This window comes from Candidimonas nitroreducens, assembly GCF_002209565.1.
Taxonomy (GTDB): domain Bacteria; phylum Pseudomonadota; class Gammaproteobacteria; order Burkholderiales; family Burkholderiaceae_B; genus Candidimonas; species Candidimonas nitroreducens.
The window spans coordinates 260,034-279,247 of record NZ_NJIH01000001.1; the positions used below are offsets into that span (position 1 = coordinate 260,034).

The 19,214-nt window shown below is 62.9% G+C and carries 16 protein-coding genes; 8 read left to right on the forward strand and 8 right to left on the reverse strand.

What is annotated here, in order from left to right:
• Window positions 1-79 precede the first annotated feature (79 nt).
• Both CEY11_RS01180 and prpC read right to left on the reverse strand, forming a co-directional pair.
• Window positions 80-1,531 (reverse strand): bifunctional 2-methylcitrate dehydratase/aconitate hydratase, encoded by a 1,452-nt coding sequence (locus CEY11_RS01180; protein WP_088601501.1) that lies wholly within the window; start codon window positions 1,529-1,531, stop codon window positions 80-82.
• A gap of 15 nt (window positions 1,532-1,546) precedes the next feature.
• Window positions 1,547-2,704, reverse strand: coding sequence for a bifunctional 2-methylcitrate synthase/citrate synthase (prpC, locus tag CEY11_RS01185; protein WP_088601502.1), 1,158 nt, complete (start codon window positions 2,702-2,704; stop codon window positions 1,547-1,549).
• Window positions 2,705-2,884: 180 nt separating this feature from the next.
• Here prpC and CEY11_RS01190 point away from each other — a divergent pair, with 180 nt between their 5' ends.
• Entirely contained in the window at window positions 2,885-4,342 is a 1,458-nt protein-coding gene (locus tag CEY11_RS01190) for a short-chain fatty acyl-CoA regulator family protein (RefSeq protein ID WP_088601503.1), read from the forward strand.
• Between the two features lie 85 nt (window positions 4,343-4,427).
• Here CEY11_RS01190 and CEY11_RS01195 read toward each other — a convergent pair whose 3' ends face one another.
• Window positions 4,428-5,192, reverse strand: a complete 765-nt coding sequence (locus CEY11_RS01195; RefSeq protein WP_088601504.1) for an aldolase — start codon at window positions 5,190-5,192, stop codon at window positions 4,428-4,430.
• Window positions 5,193-5,601: 409 nt separating this feature from the next.
• On the opposite strand from CEY11_RS01195, the gene CEY11_RS01200 reads away from it, so the two are divergent.
• The 5 genes from CEY11_RS01200 to CEY11_RS01220 all read left to right on the forward strand — a co-directional run bounded on the left by CEY11_RS01200 (window position 5,602) and on the right by CEY11_RS01220 (window position 10,134).
• Window positions 5,602-6,645 (forward strand): Bug family tripartite tricarboxylate transporter substrate binding protein, encoded by a 1,044-nt coding sequence (locus CEY11_RS01200; protein WP_198958803.1) that lies wholly within the window; start codon window positions 5,602-5,604, stop codon window positions 6,643-6,645.
• Window positions 6,646-6,686: 41 nt separating this feature from the next.
• Window positions 6,687-7,886, forward strand: a complete 1,200-nt coding sequence (locus tag CEY11_RS01205) for an acyl-CoA dehydrogenase family protein (protein ID WP_088601506.1) — start codon at window positions 6,687-6,689, stop codon at window positions 7,884-7,886.
• The gene (locus CEY11_RS01210; RefSeq protein WP_088601507.1) at window positions 7,883-8,545 is read left to right on the forward strand and encodes a 3-oxoacid CoA-transferase subunit A; all 663 of its coding nucleotides are present in this window, start codon (window positions 7,883-7,885) and stop codon (window positions 8,543-8,545) included. The genes CEY11_RS01205 and CEY11_RS01210 overlap by 4 nt, the downstream gene beginning before the upstream one ends.
• Window positions 8,542-9,210 carry a 3-oxoacid CoA-transferase subunit B gene (locus CEY11_RS01215; RefSeq protein WP_088601508.1) on the forward strand — a complete coding sequence of 223 codons (669 nt, stop codon included), beginning with the start codon at window positions 8,542-8,544 and terminating at the stop codon, window positions 9,208-9,210. Before CEY11_RS01210 ends, CEY11_RS01215 begins: the two co-directional genes overlap by 4 nt.
• Window positions 9,211-9,330: 120 nt before the next feature.
• Complete coding sequence (locus CEY11_RS01220; RefSeq protein ID WP_088601509.1) at window positions 9,331-10,134, forward strand: aldolase; 804 nt, start codon at window positions 9,331-9,333, stop codon at window positions 10,132-10,134.
• Between the two features lie 28 nt (window positions 10,135-10,162).
• Here the strand turns inward: CEY11_RS01220 and CEY11_RS01225 are convergent, their stop codons facing one another.
• The 4 genes from CEY11_RS01225 to CEY11_RS01240 all read right to left on the reverse strand — a co-directional run bounded on the left by CEY11_RS01225 (window position 10,163) and on the right by CEY11_RS01240 (window position 15,414).
• On the reverse strand, window positions 10,163-10,705 hold the full coding sequence (locus CEY11_RS01225) for a helix-turn-helix domain-containing protein (protein ID WP_088601510.1): 543 nt from the start codon (window positions 10,703-10,705) through the stop codon (window positions 10,163-10,165).
• Window positions 10,706-10,893: 188 nt separating this feature from the next.
• The gene (locus CEY11_RS01230; protein WP_088601511.1) at window positions 10,894-12,081 is read right to left on the reverse strand and encodes an FAD-dependent oxidoreductase; all 1,188 of its coding nucleotides are present in this window, start codon (window positions 12,079-12,081) and stop codon (window positions 10,894-10,896) included.
• Window positions 12,078-13,319, reverse strand: a complete 1,242-nt coding sequence (locus CEY11_RS01235) for an MFS transporter (protein ID WP_158215159.1) — start codon at window positions 13,317-13,319, stop codon at window positions 12,078-12,080. Before CEY11_RS01235 ends, CEY11_RS01230 begins: the two co-directional genes overlap by 4 nt.
• Window position 13,320: 1 nt before the next feature.
• A complete protein-coding gene (locus CEY11_RS01240) occupies window positions 13,321-15,414 on the reverse strand; it encodes a TonB-dependent receptor (protein ID WP_088601513.1) in 2,094 nt (697 codons plus the stop codon).
• A 119-nt stretch (window positions 15,415-15,533) separates the two neighbouring features.
• Between CEY11_RS01240 and CEY11_RS01245 the strand changes: the two genes are divergently transcribed.
• A complete protein-coding gene (locus CEY11_RS01245) occupies window positions 15,534-16,496 on the forward strand; it encodes a helix-turn-helix transcriptional regulator (protein WP_233154660.1) in 963 nt (320 codons plus the stop codon).
• 161 nt (window positions 16,497-16,657) lie between these two features.
• On the opposite strand, the gene CEY11_RS01250 is transcribed toward CEY11_RS01245, so the two are convergent.
• Window positions 16,658-18,175: an MFS transporter gene (locus CEY11_RS01250; protein WP_088601514.1), complete on the reverse strand. Its 1,518-nt coding sequence runs from the start codon at window positions 18,173-18,175 to the stop codon at window positions 16,658-16,660.
• Between the two features lie 147 nt (window positions 18,176-18,322).
• Between CEY11_RS01250 and CEY11_RS25895 the strand changes: the two genes are divergently transcribed.
• Window positions 18,323-18,949, forward strand: a complete 627-nt coding sequence (locus CEY11_RS25895) for a TetR/AcrR family transcriptional regulator (RefSeq protein WP_088601515.1) — start codon at window positions 18,323-18,325, stop codon at window positions 18,947-18,949.
• Window positions 18,950-19,214: the final 265 nt, after the last annotated feature.

Here is a 19,214-nt window from a genome sequence, read left to right on the forward strand (position 1 = left end):
CGGCCGGCGGCGCGCACCCCGCGGCACTGTGGCCGACGGGGCGCGGCGTGTGTTGCCTATGCGTGTGTTGCCTATCCGCCTATATAACGTACAAATCCACGTACTCATGCACGGGCATGGCCTCGAGCGTCTTCTGGTCGAGCGAGGCCTCCAGAATGCGCTGCTGCTGGCGGGCCGGGAACTGGCGCGCCAGGTTGGTGCGGAACTTGGCCTCCAGCAGCGGGATGCCCTCTGCGCGGCGGCGCTTGTGGCCGATCGGGTATTCGCAGACGATCTCCTCCAGCTGGCTGCCGTCCTTGAACTCCACGGTCAGGGCATTGGCGATCGAGCGCTTGTCCGGGTCGTGGTAGTCGCGCGTGAAGGCCGGGTCTTCGACGCAGATGATTCTGTCGCGCAGCGCGTCGATGCGCGGGTCGGCCGCTACCGAGTCTTCGTAGTCGGCCGCGGTCAGCCGCCCGAACAGCACCGGCACGGCCACCATGTACTGGATGCAGTGGTCGCGGTCGGCGGGGTTGTTCAGCGGCCCCTTCTTGTCGATGATGCGGATGCAGGCCTCGTGCGTGCGGATGGTGATTCTCTCGATGTCCTCGGCCGACTTGCCCGCCGCCTGGAGCTGGCCGTGCAGCTGCATCGCGCATTCCACCGCGGTCTGCGAGTGGAACTCGGCCGGAAACGAGATCTTGAACAGCACGTTTTCCATCACGTAGCTGCCGTAGGGGCGCTGGAACGTGAAGGGCTGGCCCTTGAACAGCACGTCGTAGAAGCCCCAGGTCTTGGCCGTCAGCACCGACGGATAGCCCATCTCGCCGGTGCGCGCCATCAGCGCCAGGCGCACGGCGCGGCTGGTGGCGTCGCCCGCCGCCCAGCTCTTGCGGCTGCCGGTGTTCGGCGCGTGGCGGTAGGTGCGCAGGCTCTGGCCGTCGACCCAGGCCAGCGACACGGCGTTCAGCGTCTCGTCACGCGTCAGGCCCAGCATCTGCGAGACCACCGCGGTCGAGGCCACCTTGACCAGCACCACGTGATCCAGGCCCACTTTGTTGAAGGAGTTCTCCAGCGCGATGCAGCCCTGGATCTCGTGCGCCTTGATCATGCCGGTGAGCACCTCGCGCATGGTCAGCGGCGCCTTGCCCGCGGCCACCGCGGTGCGCGAGAGCCAGTCGGCCGTGGCCAGGATGCCGCCCAGGTTGTCCGACGGGTGGCCCCATTCGGCGGCCAGCCACGTGTCGTTGAAGTCGAGCCAGCGGATGATGGCGCCGATGTTGAAAGCGGCCTGCACCGGGTCGAGCTGGAATTGGGTGCCCGGCACCTTGGCGCCGTGCGGCACCACCGTGCCCGGCACGATGGGCCCGAGCAGCTTGCGGCAGGCCGGGTATTCCAGCGCCTCCAGGCCGCAGCCCAGGGTGTCGATCAGGCAGTTGCGTGCCGTTTCATAGGCCAGATCGCTCTGGATCGTGTAGTCGAGAACGTAGTCGACGATGTCGACCAGCACCTGGTCGGGCGCGGGCCGAACGTTCGAGATAGGCGAGGACATGGAGCAGGTTTCCTATTATTTGCGCTTTTCGATGGGCACGAACTTGCGGTCTTCCGGGCCTACGTAGTTGGCGGTGGGGCGGATGATCTTGTTGTCGGCGCGCTGCTCGAGGATGTGCGCGGCCCAGCCCGCGGTGCGCGCGATCACGAACAGCGGCGTGAACATGGCGGTGGGCACGCCCATCATGTGGTACGACACGGCCGAGAACCAGTCCAGGTTGGGGAACATCTTCTTGGCGTCCCACATCACGGTCTCGAGCCGCTCGGCAATGTCGTACATCTTGGTGCTGCCCTGTTTGCGCGAGAGCTTGCGGGCGACTTCCTTGATGACCTTGTTGCGCGGGTCGGAGACGGTGTAGACCGGGTGGCCGAAGCCGATGACCACTTCCTTGTTCTCGACGCGCCGGCGAATGTCGGCCTCGGCCTCGTCGGGCGAGTCGTAGCGCTTCTGGATCTCGAAGGCGACCTCGTTGGCCCCGCCGTGCTTGGGCCCGCGCAGCGCGCCGATGCCGCCGACCAGCGCCGAGTACATGTCCGAGCCGGTGCCGGCGATGACGCGGCAGGTGAAGGTCGAGGCGTTGAATTCGTGCTCGGCGTACAGGATCAGCGAGGTGTGCATGGCGCGCACCCAGTCGCCGCTGGGTTCGGTGCCGTGCAGCAGGTGCAGGAAGTGCCCGCCGATGCTGTCGTCCTCGGTCTGCACGTCGATGATGCGGCCGTTGTGGCTGTAGTGGTACCAGTACAGCAGCGCCGAGCCCAGGCTGGCCATGAGGCGGTCGGCGATGTCGCGCGCATCCGGCGCGTTGTGGTCGTCCTTCTCGGGCAGCACGCAGCCCAGCACGGAAGCCGCGGTGCGCATCACGTCCATGGGGTGGCTGGCCGCGGGCAGCGATTCCAGCACATTCTGCAGCTGGGCGGGCAGGCCGCGCAGCTTGCGCAGCTTCTGCTTGTAGGCGGCCAGCTCGGCCTTGGTGGGCAGCTTGCCGTGGATCAGCAGGTGGGCGATTTCCTCGAATTCGCAGGTGTCGGCGATGTCGAGGATGTCGTAGCCGCGGTAGTGCAGGTCGTTGCCGCTGCGGCCCACCGAGCACAGCGCGGTGTTGCCGGCCGCAACGCCCGACAGCGCCACCGATTTCTTGGGCTTGAAGCCTGTCGGCGCAGAAGATTTAGCCATGGCGAGTTTCCTTCACTTTAATTGATGCTCGTTGAAGCAAGCATGAAAGGATTCGCAGTCTACGCAACATAGCGCAGCTTGTCATGGGAAACCATGCGAATCTCCGTGAATTGCTGGTTGCTGGTTTGCGAATTTTGCGAATAACATGAGGCTCCAGAACTCCAATATCCGGGACTTTCCATGCGCAAGATCTTCATGGGCGTGAGGCTGCGCCGGCTGCGCGAGGAGCGCAAGCTGACACAAGTGGCGTTGGCCCGCCTGCTGGGCCTGTCGTCCAGCTACCTCAATCAGCTGGAACAGAACCAGCGGCCGCTGACCATGGCCGTGCTGCTGCGCTTGAGCGAAGTGTGTGGCGTGGACATACAGGCATTCTCCGACGATGCGGAAGCACGCATGGTGGCCGCGTTGCGCGAGGTCATCACGACTCTTCCGGCGTCCCCCGTGGGCGGGCGGGAGGAAGGGCGTATTTCGCAAGCCGAAATCCGTGAAATCGCGGCCAGCATGCCGGCCGTCGGACGAGCGTTGATCCAGCTGCATCGCCGGCATCGGGAAGCGGTCGAACGCCTGGAAACAATGGCGCAGATGGCCGACCAGCACGATGAGTCGCGACGCGGAGACCCCTTGGAGGCGCCCACCCAGCCATATGAAGAGGCGCGCGACTTCTTCTTCACGCACCACAATCACTTCGCCGAGCTCGATGCGCATGCCGAACGGTGCCATACGTCCTGGGGCCTGGCCGATGCTGCGCCGCCGGGCCTTGCGGATCGGCTGGCGCAGCGATTGTCCGAACGGCACAAGGTTGTCGTCGAAACGCTGCCTGTAGAGACGAGCCTGCAGCGTGTTTATGATCCCGCCCACAGGCGGCTCGGCATGTCGCCGCATCTGGAGCCAGGCCAGCAGGCGTTCCAAATGGCCACGCAACTGGCCTTCCTGGAATCCAGCGCCATGCTCGACCACATGGCCGACGCGCCGCGTTTTTCGAGCGATGCCGTACGCCGCCTGGTGCGTATCGGGCTAGCCAACTATTTTGCCGCGGCATTGATTCTTCCCTACAAACGCTTCCTGGAGGCGGCCGAGGCATTGCATTACGATGTCGACCTGTTGGGCCAGCGCTTCGGCGTCAGCTTCGAGACGATTTGCCATCGCTTGAGCACGATGCAGCGGCCCGAGGCCCAGGGCGTGCCATTCTTCTTCATCCGCGTGGATAGGGCGGGCAATATTTCCAAGCGCCAGTCCGCCGCGCATTTCCATTTTTCGCGCGTGGGCGGCGCCTGCCCACTATGGAACGTGTACGAAGCCTTCTCTCAGCCCGGGCGCATTCTGCGGCAGCTGGCGCGCATGCCGGATGGGCGTGTCTACTTGTGGGTGGCGCGCACGGTTTCGCACCAGGTAGGCGGCTTCGGCCAGCCAGGCAAAGTGTTCGCCGTGGCGCTGGGCTGCGACGTCGAGCACGCTCATCGGCTGGTATACGCCAAGGGGCTGGATCTGTATGATCCGGGCGCGCCCACGCCCATCGGCATGGGCTGCAGGGTGTGCGAGCGGCCGCAATGCCCCCAGCGCGCCTTTCCGTACATCGGCCGGAGGCTGGACGTGAGCGAGGACGTGAGCGGTTTTGCCCCTTATCCGATGGCTGGCTGACGCCGCATACTCGCGACGACGCCTGTCGAGATCCCTGCGTCGGCTTGAACCCATTGTGCGGCGGGGCGCGGAGAACGGAAGCGGCTCACTGCGCCCCGTGGGTTTGGCGGGCCCAGTAGTCAAACGTCGCCTTCACAATGGAGCGCTTGAGCAGATAGTCGTGCGCCTCGCTTGCCAGCTTATCGTCGACGGGAGTAAGCGGCCCGAATGCCTGGGCTCGAATTTGCATGCGTGCGGCGCGCTCCAGATATACGGAGAGGTAGGTGGCTTCTTCACAGGACGTGCCGGCTGTGAGGTAGCCGTGATGGGCGAGAATGATGGCGCGTTTGTTGCCTAGAGCCTCGGAAATAATGACCCCTTCTTGATCGGCGATCGGAACGCCAGGCCAGTCACCCAGGAAGGCGCAGTCATTGTGCAGGGGGGTCATGTCCATTTGAGCAATTACCAGCGGCTGTCGCGCCGCAGCCAGCGCAGAAGCCCACGGAGAATGGGTATGAATGATCGAATGCACATCGGGGCGGGCGTCATACACCCAGAGATGAAAGCGCGTGGCCGGATTGGCCATGCCGTCTCCGCTCAGGGTATTCAAGTCTCGGTCGACCTCAATGAAGTCCTCCGGCTTCGCCTCGTCGAAGCCAAGCCCGAACTTGAGCGTCCAATAGGCGCCCGGGCGCTCTGAACGCACGCTGATCTGGCCAGCCAGGCCAGCTTCTTGTTCCGTCATGGCGAGGATTCGGCATGCATAGGCCATGGTCTGCTGCGTGCTTCGTTCTACAGCCTGCAGGTGCTGGGCCATTTCCCGAGTTGCGCGCTGATCGAAGTAGGATTTTTCTCTAAGAGGTGTGTTCATACTGTTCTCCGGTTGTTTGCTTGTTGTGTTCACGGATCGCTTTCATTCGATCCCTGGCGGGCGCAATGGCTGCACCGATGCCTTCCGGCCCCATTGCATCTGGCATGCAAGCACGCTATGGCTCGATGAGAGATGCGGGGACGAGCAAACCACCGTGTTTTTGCCCGCCAGCCTGAAGAGGTGATGTGGAATCGACCCGATATCTGCAATTCTAGACCAATAAGTCTGTTTTTGTTATGAGTAATTTGGGAAAAAATTCAGACCAGAAAAACTTGAGAGCTTCGGGGTTGTATTTTATATATCATTGATATGTATGATAATAATCTAGAATAACGCAAACCTGCGTTATGGGCCTGATGCTTTCTCCCCATCATTTTTAGGGTTTATACTAAATGACATTTTGTGTCATATGAGAGCATTCTCTATCCCGTCGCGGACAATAACGATCCGCGAAGGAAAGGAAGAGGTGACATCTATGCAATCCAATTTTTTGCGATGCGTGTTCCTGGCGATACTGCTGTTCGCAGGAACCGCGGCTTCTGCAGCAGAGAGCTATCCCGACAGACCGATACGCTTGTACGTCGGGTTCCCGCCCGGCGGCCCGACTGACATCATTGCCCGCATCATAGGCAGAGGCCTGTCGGAAAAACTCGGCCAATCCGTCGTAGTGGAGAATCGCGGCGGGGCCGGCGGCATGATCGCGGCGCGCGCGGTGGCATCCGCGAAGCCCGACGGCTACACATTATTCGTGAGCGTGGAATCATCCCAGACTCGCGGAGCCGCGCTGCACAAGTCCCTGAGCTATGATCCGGTGAAGGACTTCACCTATATTGCGAAGATCGCCAAGCAGCGCAACCTGCTGGTGGTCAATCCAAGATTTCCGGCTTCCAATGTCGCTGAATTCCTGGCGTACCTGAAGGCGAACCCCGGCAAGGTGAACTTCGGGGGCACTTTCGGTGCCACGAGCCACATCGGCGGCATACTTTTCGATCTCGAAAACAAAACGCGCATGTCCTTCATCAGCTATCAGGGCGGAGCGCAGCCCATAACCGATCTGATGGCGGGTGTAACGCAAGTTGGTTTTTTCACCGAAGCCACTATTGCTTCTGCCGTCAAGGCCGGAAAACTCAAGCCCTTGGCAGTCTGCGCGCCGGAAAGGTCGCCCGAGTTTCCAAACCTTCCGACTATCGGAGAGGCCGGCGCCCATCCGATGGAACTGTCTCCATGGTTCGGGCTTGCCGGGCCGGCGCACCTGCCTCCTGCCATCGTCTCCCGGCTTGAACACGCCGTCGAGCAGCTGGTTTCCGACAAAACTTTCAACACACAACTCCAGCAGATCGGTGCGGTGTCCATCGTAGGCTCCAATGCAAAGAGCAACCAGAGCGATGTGGTTCGCGAGATCGCATACTGGAAGAAGTTCGTCGCAGATGCGAAGATCCCGATCAACCCGTAAAAGCCTTGTTGCGCAATTTCATTCAGCCTGGTGATCAAAGTATGTTCTTCGCCCAGATAGATCAATTGCTGTCGTCACGTGAACTCGAGCTGGTGCATCGCACGCGTGAATTCTGCGACGGCGCATTTTCCCTCGAGCTTCAAAGGTCGTTCATAAAAGGTGCGCCGTTTTCGGCGGACTGGATCGCCCAGTGGGCCGAACTGGGCATGCTCGGCCTTCAGGTGCCCCGGGAACTGGGAGGGCAGGGCGCTACCTTTGCGTGCAAGGTACGCATCGCTCAAGAGCTTGCCTTGCATGGGTTCGGCGCCGCTTTCGCCTTGAACAATCTGCAGGGATCCGTTACACGGCTTGCGCGTCACGGTACGGGTGAACAGCGCAGCCGGCTACTGGAAAAAATGCTCAAGGGGCGGATACTGGGCGCGCCCGTCATGACCGAGCCTACGGGCGGCTCGGATCTTGGTGCCCTGCGCACCACTGCGACAAAGGTCGACGGCGGGTGGCTGCTCGACGGCAGCAAAGCGTGGATAACGAACGGAACCCTCATAAATTGCCCACTAGTCCTGGCGCGAGTTGGCGAGCAGCCGGGTGCGGCCGGCATCGCGAGCTTCCTGGTGCCGATAGCCACCGACGCGACGACGGTAGAGCGCATCGCAATAAATGCCCCCGGGGCGCGATCCTTCCGTTCCGCAGCGTTGCACTTCCGCGGCCATTTTGTGCCGGACTGGTGTCTCTTCAATGCGGCCGGCGAAGCCTTCAAATTCAGCCTGGCATCCATCAATGCCGCCCGGGTTCATGTGGCGGCCATGTGCGTAGCTACCCTTTATGCGTCGCTGTGCGAGGCGGTTCAATATTGCGGCGAGCGCGTAGCCTTCGGTAAAAACCTTCTCGCTCACCAGGGGCTGCGGTGGGAGCTGGCCGAAGTCTCCACCCGGCTGGAGGCCGCATCCGCGCTGGTCGCTCACGCGGTAGCCCTGGCGCAGAACAGTGGATTGACTCCCGGCCTGGCCGCACAAGCGAAGAAGTTCGCAATCGACACCGCGGTATGGGGCATCGAACAATGCATCAGGGCCACCGGTGCCGTGGGCGCGACGCACGAGCTGCGCCTGGCCATGCATTATGAAGAAGTCCGGCTCGCCGCTTTTGCCGACGGCACCAACGAGATTCTGCAAGATCGTATCGGGCGGGGCCTGCAGGCCGCCTACACTCCAGAAGCCATTCAACCCAAAGAGGTCTTGCCGTGAGGAATGTCGTAGTCGATGGCGCGCAGTCGGCCGTGGCCGCGCTGCGCGATGGGAATACGGTCATGGTAGGCGGCTTCGGCGGGGCCGGATTACCCCGCACCCTGATCAAGGCCGTACTGGAGACCGGCGTGCGGGACTTGACCGTGATTTCCAACAACGCCGGTTCGGGCGGAGACGATCTGACGCTATGGTTCGAAGCCAGGGTCGTAAGAAAGGTCATATGTTCTTATCCACGCAGCGCCAAGGCATTTGCCGAGCAATACCGCGCCGGCGAGGTGGAGCTGGAGCTTGTTCCGCAGGGCACGCTGGTCGAGCGCATTCGTGCCGCGGGAGCGGGTCTCGGCGGCTTTTTGAGCCCTGTCGGCGTCGGTACGGTTTTCGAGCAAGGCAAGCGCAAAATAGAAATCGACGGCAAGGCGTATCTGCTGGAATTGCCGTTGCGTGCCGACTTCGCCTTTCTCAAGGGAAGGCGCGCGGACACGCTCGGCAATATCACCTACAACAAAACGGCACGCAATCACCAGCCCGTCATGGCCACGGCGGCCGCCACGGTGGCAGTGGAAGTCGATGAAATCGTTGCGGCAGGGGCTCTGGATCCCGAGGCCATCGTCACACCGTGTGTTTTCGTCGACCGTGTCTTCCTCTCAGGTGCCCTATGACTGCTTTGACTCGAGACGGGCTGGCCAGACTGGTCGCCCGCCAGCTCCCTCGCCAGGGTTTCGTCAATCTTGGAATCGGCGCGCCTACGCACATTGCCGATTACCTGCCTGCCGATACATCGGTAATACTGCACAGCGAGAATGGTATTCTGAACGTCGGGCCCAAGCCCCGCGAGGGTCACGAGGACTACGATCTCATCAATGCGGGCAAGAGCCCGATCACGATCGGTGTCGGCGGGGCGTTCTTCGATTCCAGCCTTGCTTTCGCGATGATGCGCGGAGGCCATCTGGACGTCGCGGTACTGGGTGCCTTCGAAGTCTCGGAGCGGGGCGACATCGCCAATTGGACCACGGGGCGCAATGATGGAGCCCCGCCCGCCATCGGCGGGGCGATCGACCTGGCCGTAGGGGCCAAGGAAATCTGGGTCATGATGGAGCACGTCACGAAAACGGGCGCTCCGCGCCTGGTTCAGCGCTGCACGTATCCCTTGACGGCCGCTGGCGTAGTCAAGCGGGTCTACACCAACCTGGCTGCCCTTCGCGTCAGTGAACAGGGCTTTGTAGTTGATGCCATGGTGGAGGGATTGTCGCTGCAGGAACTGCAGCAGCAGACAGACGCGCGTTTGTCACCCGCGGCCCATCTGGCTACGCTCGAACTCGAGTAGATCGGGGCATAACTGTCTTTTCGCCGAAGACGATTGAACGTGTGATCGGATATCGGCCCCTGTTTCCTGGCCGGCCCGAACGTAAAATTTTCAACTGAAGCACTCACCTAATATTCCGCCATGACCAAATCCGATACTTTTCAGCTCGACAAGGCTACTCTGGTTTCGCAGTCCACCAGCCAGATGAATCAGCAATTCCAGGACAGCTCCTATTCGTTACGCCAGAAGTTGGCGTTGACATGCAGAATCCTGTTCGACAACGGGCACGACTCCGGCCTTGCCGGACAGATCACGGGCCGCGCCGAAAACCCCGGCCAGTTCTACACCCAGCGGCTGGGCCTGGGTTTTGACGAAATTGCCGAGGACAATCTGCTGCTCGTGGACGAGGACTTGAACGTGCAGGAAGGCGACGGTATACCCAACCCCGCCAATCGATTTCATTCCTGGGTCTATCGGGCTCGGCCTGACGTGAACTGTATCGTGCATACACACGCCGTACATACTGCGGCTTTGGGCATGCTTGAGCAGCCGCTGATCGTGTCCCATATGGACAACTGCGTGCTATACGACGACGTGGCTTTCGTGGAGAAGTGGCCGGGCGTCCCGGTAGGAAACGAAGAAGGAGAGCTCATTGCCGGGGCGCTGGGCAACAAGCGTGCGCTGATGCTTTCGCATCACGGCCTACTCATCGCCGGCTCCACGGTGGAAGAGGCCTGCGTGCTGGCTATTGCCTTCGAGCGAGCCGCGCGCATGCAACTCCTGGCTAGCGGCGCCGGCCAGATCGAGCCTATCGAGCCGGCATTGGGCACCGAAGCGCATGACTGGATCTTGAGACCAAGGCGCAGCACGATCGCATTCGAGTATTACGCCCGGCGGTCTTTGAAAAACCCCAAAAACGCCGACTGCCTGGCTTCCTCCAGCTGAAGGGAGCCACATGGCCTATGCCGGCGAATTACATATCTCCGTCTTTCGAGGCAATCACCACCAGCACGGCGCTGGACGTGCCACCTACAGCGATGAGTTTGTGCGGAATCTGTGAGTCGAAGTGAACACAATCGCCCGCCGACAGGAACTCTTTTCTTCGGGCCAGGTGTAATTCGATTTCCCCTTCCAGCACATATAGAATCTCTTCGCCTTCGTGGTGGCTCATCAGCCTGCCCTGGCTGGCTCGACGGCTCGGACGAATGACGAAAGCCCGCATTATGCGACCCGCGTTTAAGCCGGCCACCATGTCCATCCCGTCGGGGGAGGCTCTCAGGCTTCTTTCAGAGGCTTTGGTAATGGTGATGGGCTCGCGGCCCTGTTGCTCGCGGCCGAACAGCTGATCGACACTGACGCCCAGCGCCTTCGCTATCGCCAGCGCAGACTCGATCGATGGCGTGGACAAATATCTTTCGACCTTGGACAAATAGCTGCGTGTCAAACCCGTCTGCTGCGCTAATTGTTCAAGAGTCAACCCGTTCTCGATACGGAGAATCTTGAGGTTGATGGCCAATGTCTATCCTAGTAAAGGTGAGCTCCAAGAGGCCCGGAAGCGCCTGGCGATCGGAGCCGAACACATGCAAATATAACCTGACTTTTTTTGCAACTGCTGGAGCTGTTCGGCAATAGCGGCGCGGCCTCATCCCGATTAGGGTGGATGCAATGGTCGCTGCGGGCTCAAAAGAGCAAGGAACATCGAGTCTAGGCCAGGGCCGCTGCGGCCTCCAGTTCCGATTTCAGGCCACTAAGAAAGTACCGCTTCAGCAGGAAACGCGGCAGAGCGCGCATGGCGCTGTTGCGCAGGGCGAACCCCCACGCCGAAGCGGGAACGTATACGGGAGCGAGTTTGCGGCTGCGCTGCTGCAACTGCATGATGATGGGGCGCAGGCGCGCTTCGTGTGCGCGCAGCGCGTGTTCTATATCCATAGGCCGGCGCTGTAGTTCCTGGGCCAGCACCGAGGCCGATGCCATGGCCATGCCCGCCCCTTGGCCGGATATCAAGGAAAGACTGTGGGCGGCGTCGCCCACCAGCGCGACGCGGCCTCGATGCCAGTTCGGCATGCGGATCATTGCCAGATCGTCCAGCGCAATAGGCGTATCCGTGGACACACCGGCCAGGATGCGCGCGGCGTCGGGATGGGTGCGGCCGGCGATGCCGGCAAGAAGCTCGCGGCGCATGGAGCCCGGCACCGATCCATGTTCGGTGCTGCGCCATACGTGCAGCGCCGCCAGGCGTCCGCCGCCCAGGCCGTGGTATTCCACCTGGTGGCCTACGGCTGCATAGGATACGAAGTTTTGCGTCAGACCCAGCGTGTCGTCGGCATCGTAGGCGGCATAGCGATAGCCCAATTGCTCCATGCGCCTGGATTCCGCATCGGCGCCGAATACGCGTTCGCGCAGTTCGGAGTGCACGCCGTCGGCGCCGATCAGCAGGTCGGCGCGCAGGGCTTCGCCGTTCGAGAGCGCAACTTCCACACCCTGTGCCTCGTTCCGGCAGGCGACAAGGCTAACGCCCAGCCGCAGTTCGCAGCGTCCGGCCACGGCTTCATGCAGGACCTGCACGAGATCGGTGCGCTTGAGAATGATCCATTCGATCTCCTTGAGCAGTTCGCGGTAGCGGATGCGCATCAGTTCGCGGCCGCGCCGGTCGCGGTAGACGTTCTCGCCGATTTCGCGTTCGACCGCGCGCAGGGCCGGCACAAGCCCCATGCGCCGCGCCGTATACAAGCCGGGGCCGGACAAGCCCATCATGTAGCCACCGTCGCGCAGGTGCGGCGCGCGTTCGGCCACGATGACGCGCCAGCCCGCGTTGGTCAGCCACCATGCGCAGGACAGGCCGGCCACGCCGGCACCTATGATGACGGCCAGGGGGCCGGCAGACGTGCTCATCGAAAATCTCCTGCGTGTGTCACATGCCGCGTGTGGTTCGCCGGTGCCTGCATGGCGTGTGCAAGCCACGGAAGCAGGGCGCAGGCGGCCAGCGCCAGCACCGCCGCCAGCCCGAAGCTGATCCCGTAGCCATAGTGCTGCGCCACGATGCCGGCGCCCAGGCCGCCCACGGCCGCGGTCGCCGCATCGGCGCATTGGAAGAGGGTGAAATCCACGCCGGCCTGCAGGGGCGAGGCGTAATCCATGAGATAGGCATAGAGGCTGACGAATCCCACGGTCGCGGCGGCGTTCTTCAGCAGGGCGCCGGCAAGCAGCCAGTCGGATGTGAAATGAGCAGCCGCGACGAGCCAGAACCCAAGCAGGCTGGCGGCCTGGAGGACAGTGGCGGCAAAGAGCGCGCGGCGCGCGCCGTATCGCTGCACCAGCCAGGCCCCGGCCATGGTGCCGGCCAGTCCCGTCATGACACCGCCGGCGCCATTGAGCCAGCCTATGGTCGTCAGGCTGACGCCCCGGTCGATGAGCAGCGGCCCGGTCATGCCGTAGGCCAGGCGCGAGCCCAGCTGGAACACGACCGTCAGCACCAGTCCCCAGCGGATCGCCTTGCGCCGCCATGCGGCGGCCAGGGACGGTCTATGCGCGGCGGGCGCGGGCCGCAACCCTTCTCGAACGGCGGCAAACGGCAGGGCGAATAGCAGGACGAGTATCGCCATGCCCGCCGCGGCCACAGCCCATCCATGGACAGCCAGAATCATGAGGAACAACCCCGCGCCGGCGAACATGCCCAGATAGCTGCCGCCGACCTGAAGCGCATTGCCCCAGCCGCGCCGCGCGGGCGGCAATTGCTCGACGGCGTAGCCGTCGCACGCCACATCCACGCTGGCGGCGAGCAGGGCGAGCACGGCAAGCAGGCCCAGCAGCGGGGCGGGCGAGAGCCGGGCGCCCCAGCCCAGCATCAGCAGCATCGCCGCCATGAGCAGTTGGCCCGGCACGACGATGCGCCGGCTGCGGCGCAGCGGCGAGCCGATGGGCAGGCGCACGCGTTCCAGCATGGGCGCCCAAAGGAATTTCAGCGCCCAGGGCAGTATCGCCAGGGACATCAGGCCGATTTCCTGGAGCGGGCGGCCGGCATCGCGCAGCACGGCGGGAATGGCCTGCAGGGTGATGCCGCCAATCACGCCCTGCGCGGCATAGACACCGCCCATCGCCAGCAGCGCGAAGCCGGTGCTCGAGCGCCTCACCTCAGTATTCGTAGGCGACATTCAGGCCCACCGTGCGTCCGGCATCGACCTGGGCATAGTTGCCCAAGGGGCCGAAGGCAAAACCATAAGTACGGTAGCGCTTGTCGGCCAGGTTGTTCACATAGGCGCTGATTTCCACGCGTGGACGAGGCCGCCACGCGAGGCCCAGATCGATCAGGGTATAGGCGTCCTGGCGCAGACTGTTGGCCACATCGAAGTATTGCGATCCCGTGCGGCGCACCGCGAGCGTGGGCCGCCATTGCCCGGCCGCAGTGTGGAAATTCCCTTGCGCCCGGGCGGTGAGCATGTACGCGGGCGAGAAGGGCACCCGGTTGCCGCTGCAGCCGGCGCAGACCCCGGCATCCAGATCGCGGAACTTCGCCTGCGTGTAGGCGCCTTCCAGGCCCAGCGTCCAATGCGGCGTGACATCCCAGGCGGCGTCGAACTCGATGCCGGTCGAACGGGTCTTGCCCACGTTTTGTATGTGCTGATAGCCGATCTGGTTGCTTACGTAGAGCTGCGCGTCGCGCGTCTCGATCCAATACACGGCGGCGCCCAGCCGCACGGTGTCGCCAGTGTAGCGGGTGCCGATCTCGTAGCTGATGGATTTTTCCGTGCCGAAGGGTTCGGCATCGGCGGCGCTGGAAGGCGCCAGGTTGTAGCCGCCCGGCTTGTAGCCCTGGGCGACATTGGCATAGACGCGCCAGGCGTCGGTCAGGTCGTAGCCCGCCGACAGGCGTCCCAGCAGGGTATTGCCGTCGACACTGCCGCGGCCGGCGAAACTATCGTAGCCGAAGGTGGAATAATTCAACGAGCGCCCGTCGAAACTGGTGCTGGCTTTGTCGTGCGAATAGCGCAGGCCGGCCGACAGATCCAGGGCCTGCGTCGCATGCCAGGTAAGGTCGCCGAAGGCGGCCAGCGATTCCGTTTCGTTGCGCGATTGTGTCGTCAAGGCGTTGACGCTAAGCGGCGCGTACAGATCATTGATGTAGTCGCGCGACTGGATGACGCGCTGGCGGTACAGGCCGAAGGTCGCGTCCACCGCGTGCCTGCCGGTCGTCGCCAGGCGCAGTTCCTGCACCTGCTGATTCCAGTGTTCCGGCTGTTGCGTGTAATAGGGGCCAATGGGGTATTCACGGCTGATGTGCAGGCCTTGCCAGGCGGCCATGGCCGACAGCCGCCAGCCGTCCAGGTCGTACTGGCCGGTCAGCGACTGGCTGTTGCCGCAGAGGCGTTGATAGAAATCGCTGCGGTCGGCCGGTATGCCCGGCATGATCACCGCCTGGCGGCTGTCGATGTCGTCGAACGGCACGTAAGCGTCCTGGCTGGCGCGCGTGCATTCGCCCGATACCGACAGGCCCAGTTCCCAAGGCTGGCCTTTGGGCGCCAGGCGCAGGTGTGCGGCGCCGGCATTGGTTCGAGAGCCTCCGATACCGTCGGCGCCGGTGACCGGATTGGTCAAACGTCCCGGGCTGTCTCCGGCGACCGCCGCGACCGACCCATAGAGCAGATCCTGCACCAGCGGCCCGCTGGCGCCGGCCTTGAACTGATAGCCGTCGCGGCTGGATACGCCGGCGCTGGCGCGAAAGTGCGGATCGTTGCCGGGCTGGCGCGAAATGATGTTGAGCACGCCGCCCTCGGCACTCTTGCCGTAAAGCGTGGACTGCGGGCCTTTGAGCAGTTCCACGCGATCGACGTCTACCAGTTGCTGGGCCGCGAAAGTCGGCAATTGCGACACGCCATCCACATAGACCGTGAGCGCCGGATTATAGAAATCCTGCGCGGACGTGATGCCGCGTACCGATACGACGGGAAACAGGAAGGAGCCGCTCTGCTCGAATTGGACACCCGGAAGCACACGCCCCAATTGCATTGTGTTTTCCACTTGCGCATCGCTCAGGGTCTGCGCCGGAACGACGTAGGCCGCGCCGTTGACGCTATCGAGCGCCTGATCCCGTTTGGACGCGGTTACCACGATAGGGGCCAGCTCGGCGGGCGCCGGTTCGGCGGGAGTTTGCGCGACCGCTAGGTTCGCGTGTGCGCATAGCAGCGTCAAGGCGGCCAGGCTGAAAAATCGGGCATCGGGATATTGCATATGGACGCGTGAGTTCAGGCTCGGTTAGAATACCAAATGAGAATGATTGCTATTAAATATTTAAATACTCGAAACGGCTAACGGTTTCGGGGCGGAAATTAGCGATTTCGGGGCTCAACTTGCGCAACATCACATCCGCGCCATCCGGCGCCATACACCTGCAGGGGCATCCTCTTTTGCCCGATGTGATGCTGCCCCTCGCCTGGTCGGGGCTGGTGAAACACGAGGACTTCGACGAAGACATCACGCTGACGGCCTGGCGCGGCACTCCCGCGGCTGCGCTGGACGTGCAGGCCGAAGGGCCGCCGATGCTGTGCATCGCCGTGTTCCTGGAAGGGCGGGCCAGCATGGCCATCGATGGCGGGCCGCCGCTGCTGGCCGAGCCGGGCACTGCAGTGATCCAGACGGGCGATCGCCCGGTGCGCGGCCGGTTCCAGATGGAGGGTGGCCAACCGGTTCGGTTCGTGGACATCCGCTACACGCCTGTCGGGCTGCTGCGTGCGGGCGGGCATCCCCTGGTGGCGCTGCAGGGCGATTTTCTGCAAAATCGCAGCGTGCCGGCGGCCGGCTCTTTGTTGGCGGGGTTCCCAGCGCCGCCGCCGCTGCTACGCGCTGCGCGGGATATTCTGGAATGCTCTTATCGGAATCAAATGGTTCGCCATCTATATTTGCGGGCCAAGGCGCTAGAGGCGCTGGCCGTGGTGCTGCAAACCGTGCAGCAAGCCGCCGATGCCCCCGTCGGCCCACGCGAGCGGCGCCAGCTGGCACAGGCGCGCCAACTGATCGACCAGCGCTATGACGAAGCCTGGACTGTTGCGCGGCTGGCGCGCGCCGTCGGGCTAAGCGAGAAAAAACTCAAGGCGGGCTTTCGCGCTTTGGCGGGCCACTCCGTGCACGCCTATCTGCGCGAAGTCCGGCTGGATGCCGCCGCGTCCATGCTAGCCGCCGGCCACAGCGTCACCGAGGTCGCGCTGGCGGTCGGCTATTCGAACCTCAGCCATTTCAGCAAGAGTTTTCGCGACGCCCATCGCATGCTGCCCAGCCAATGGGCCAAACGTTCGAGCCTGCCGTGCGCACAATGACCCCGCTGGAACGGCTCATGCTGGTAGGTGTGATCATCGTGCTGGCATTATTGATGGTGCCGTTGACGCTGCTGGCGCTGACCGAGCCGCTGGCATGACTTTGTAGCCACGCCTGATGGGCGAGGGCGCATTCATGAGGGCGGGAACCTGACCACCGTGCCTTAGCCGAGCCCTGCGGCTTCGGCTCGAAGGGCAGACTTGGCCCGATAAGAGACGATGGCGAGCGCCACTGCCGCGGCCAGCCCCAGCGCACCGGCAAGCGCAGCCGCAATGCCGAAGCCGTGTGCGTAGGCATCTTCGAGCAGTCTCTTGAACAGATCCGGCGCCAGGTACAGTGCCGCGGGCTTTTCGTGACGATGAACTGCGATGCCGGCGAGTGCGGCGGCATTGGCAATGCCCATTCCGGACAGCACGCGCTCCAGCGATGCGACGGCCCGCACGCTCATGAAGGTTCCCAGCAGCGCGATGCCTATGGTCATGCCGCCTTGCCGCAGCGCATTCATGGTTGCCGACGCGGCACCCGTGCGCTCGCGCGGCGCGCTGGCCATCGCGGCGGCCCCCGTCGCCGGAACCGTCAGGCCGAGGGCAATGCCCAGCAGCGCGAAGCAGGGGGCGACGATAGAGTAGGGCGTAGTGGACGTGAACGCGGCCATGGCCAGCATCGACATACCCAACAGGACATAGCCGATGAGCATCAGCCGGCCTGTGCCATAGCGCCTGGCGAGCCTGCCGAAAAACGGAGAAACGATCCCCATCGCCAGGAACACCGGCGCCATGCGCCACCCGGTTTGCGTTGCCGACCAGTCTTGCGCCTGCTGCAGGAACAGCGAAAAAAGGAAGAGGCTGCTGTAGCCCGAAAAACCGAGCACAAAAGAGGCGAAGTTGATGCAGGCGAAATCGCCGCGCCGGAACAGGTCGACCGGCAGCACCGGGCGGTTGGTGCGCAGCTCTACGACTATGAACAGCACGAACGCCACCGCGGCGCCAAGCAGCGCCGTGACCGTCGGCCCCGCATTCCAGCCATCGTGGCCGGCGCTGATCAGGGCATAGGTCAAGACGCCCAGGAAAACGACGGATAGCGCCTGGCCCGCGGGATCGAGCGCCGCGTGATCGGGATTCGCGCTTTCCTGCACGCCCCAGAACCCCAGGCCCATCGTCACGGCACCGATCGGCAGGTTGACCAGGAAGATGCTGGGCCAGCCGACATGATCCACCAGCAAGCCGCCCAACATCGGCCCGAGTATCAGTGAGATCGCGCTGAAAGACGACCAGCCACCGATGACGTGCGCGCGTTCGGCCGGATCCGGAAAGGCCTGCGTAAGGATCGACAGCGCACCGGGAATCACCAGCGCACCGCCGACCCCTTGCAGGGCGCAGCCGGCAATCAGTACGGCCAGCGACGGCGCGAGCGAGCAAATGGCCGAGCCGAAGGTGAACACCGCGACGCCGCTGAGCCAGATTCGCTTGCGCCCATACCGATCCGCCAGCGGCCCGGCTGAAAGCATGAACGCCGAAAGGCATAGCGTATAGGCGCCGACCACCCATTGCAGGCCGGACAGACTGACTCCCAGATCCGCCTGAATGGCGGGCAGCGCGACACTGACGATGCTGATGGCCAGCGAGGCCATGAAAGTGCCGAGATAGACGGCGGCGACGGCATACGGGCGGCGTGTAGTCATGAGTCGGCTTTCTGATTCCTGATGTCTGCTTGTCAAGCATCTTAGCTTTTAGACCGACCGTCGGTCAATAACTATAAGTGCTTGAAATAATGCTGTAACATCAACAAGATTGACTCAAGATCGAAATACATGGAGAGGGCCGGGAAAATGGTGGCTAAGGCAAAAACGGAAGGGCTCGCGCAAATTCGCCGCAGCCGAACCAGGCGCGTTCTTCCTGCAGAAGTGCGGGTGGGCGACCTGATGTCAGCGGCCGCGGCATTGTTCATTGCCAAAGGCATCGAGGCCACGACCGTCAACGACATCGTCGAGCGGGCCGGTGTCGGCAAAGGCACCTTCTATCATTATTTCGAAACCAAGGAAGATGTCATCGTCGCGCTGCGCGAGCGCTTTTCGCGGGATTTCACGGCTGAAGTGGCGCAGGCGGTCGCGTCCTGTCCCACGGACGACCATCGCGCCCGTTTCGCTGCCTGGCTGCGAGGCACGGTCGAAGCGTATATCGCCAATTACAAGCTGCACGATGTTGTGTTCCACGAGTTCCGTCCCGGCAACCGCAACGTGAAAGACAAGGAAATCGTCCTTGCGCAGCTCGGAGAACTTCTGGCTGCAGGCGAGGCGGCAGGCGCGTGGAAGCTGCCCGATGCGCGTACCGCCGCGATCGTGATCTTCGACGGCATGCATGGCGTGGTCGATGATGCGATTGCGGGCGACCAACGAGAGGCCGAGCCGATTTGCCGCCGGCTGTCCGAATTGTTCAGCCGGATGCTGTCGGGCTGACCGGCGATCCCATCAGGTTCAATCGGGCGCTGTTCCTGTGGCGCGCCGGTAAAGGAAGAAGGCCATAGCTCTAGGCGCCTATAAACTGTACTTTACATAATATACATTATGCGAATACTTAATACGTCCGCGGCCGCGCTTTCCCGGTTTCTAAGTACTTAGTGCTCGGAACTAAATTCTGTGTCGATTCGGAGGCTAAATTCGGTTCATGGGTGCTCTGCATCAACGAACTGAATCAAGCGCAGGCTGGATGCGCTCACATTGG

Excerpts from the sequence above, each read along its gene's own strand:
- CEY11_RS01180 (WP_088601501.1), bottom strand. The coding sequence starts at position 1,531 with ATGTCCTCGCCTATCTCGAACGTTCGGCCCGCGCCCGACCAGGTGCTG.
- prpC (WP_088601502.1), bottom strand. The coding sequence starts at position 2,704 with ATGGCTAAATCTTCTGCGCCGACAGGCTTCAAGCCCAAGAAATCGGTG.
- CEY11_RS01190 (WP_088601503.1), top strand. The coding sequence starts at position 2,885 with ATGCGCAAGATCTTCATGGGCGTGAGGCTGCGCCGGCTGCGCGAGGAG.
- CEY11_RS01195 (WP_088601504.1), bottom strand. The coding sequence starts at position 5,192 with ATGAACACACCTCTTAGAGAAAAATCCTACTTCGATCAGCGCGCAACT.
- CEY11_RS01200 (WP_198958803.1), top strand. The coding sequence starts at position 5,602 with ATGAGAGCATTCTCTATCCCGTCGCGGACAATAACGATCCGCGAAGGA.
- CEY11_RS01205 (WP_088601506.1), top strand. The coding sequence starts at position 6,687 with ATGTTCTTCGCCCAGATAGATCAATTGCTGTCGTCACGTGAACTCGAG.
- CEY11_RS01215 (WP_088601508.1), top strand. The coding sequence starts at position 8,542 with ATGACTGCTTTGACTCGAGACGGGCTGGCCAGACTGGTCGCCCGCCAG.
- CEY11_RS01220 (WP_088601509.1), top strand. The coding sequence starts at position 9,331 with ATGACCAAATCCGATACTTTTCAGCTCGACAAGGCTACTCTGGTTTCG.
- CEY11_RS01230 (WP_088601511.1), bottom strand. The coding sequence starts at position 12,081 with ATGAGCACGTCTGCCGGCCCCCTGGCCGTCATCATAGGTGCCGGCGTG.
- CEY11_RS01240 (WP_088601513.1), bottom strand. The coding sequence starts at position 15,414 with ATGCAATATCCCGATGCCCGATTTTTCAGCCTGGCCGCCTTGACGCTG.
- CEY11_RS01250 (WP_088601514.1), bottom strand. The coding sequence starts at position 18,175 with ATGACTACACGCCGCCCGTATGCCGTCGCCGCCGTCTATCTCGGCACT.
- CEY11_RS25895 (WP_088601515.1), top strand. The coding sequence starts at position 18,323 with ATGGTGGCTAAGGCAAAAACGGAAGGGCTCGCGCAAATTCGCCGCAGC.